Below are 515 nucleotides of genomic sequence, written 5' to 3' on the forward strand. Positions count from 1 at the left end.
AAGATCATACATATACTCATATTCTGCGTTCTCAAAATGATGCTATTATGGTTGGCATTGGCACTATATTAGCAGATAACTCGTAATTATGTTGCCGTTTGCTTGGGATTGAAATGCGCTCTCCTGTACGTATTATTTTAGACGCAAATTTACGTATACCATTTGATGCAAAGGTTATACAAACAGCAACAAAAATCTCTACATGGATTATTTCTAATGCAACTATTGCAGAAAAAAGAAAAAAAATAAAAAATGAACTTTAATATAATTTAACATTAATTTATATAGTTGTTTTTCCTTATATTTTTGTTCCGTTTTTTTTTGTTCTTTATAAATATATTCGCGTTCTTGGAGAGAGTAGGAGAGTAAATAAACATATATTATTAGCAAAACAAAAAAATTTTTAAAACAAACACGGGGATTTTAACCACCCCCAAAAAAATTAATTTTATAGGTGTTATATTTTTAACCGTTATAATACCCAAAAAAAATAAAACAAGTATTATAAAATGAAA

Annotated in this window: 1 pseudogene; it reads left to right on the forward strand. The window is 26.8% G+C overall.

Annotated elements, in window-relative coordinates:
• Nucleotides 1-245: pseudogene (locus tag J7R05_RS07735) on the forward strand (RibD family protein); the annotation flags it as partial.
• Between the last annotated feature and the right edge of the window lie 270 nt (nucleotides 246-515).

It is taken from the genome of Bartonella capreoli, assembly GCF_902813205.1.
Classification (GTDB): domain Bacteria; phylum Pseudomonadota; class Alphaproteobacteria; order Rhizobiales; family Rhizobiaceae; genus Bartonella; species Bartonella schoenbuchensis.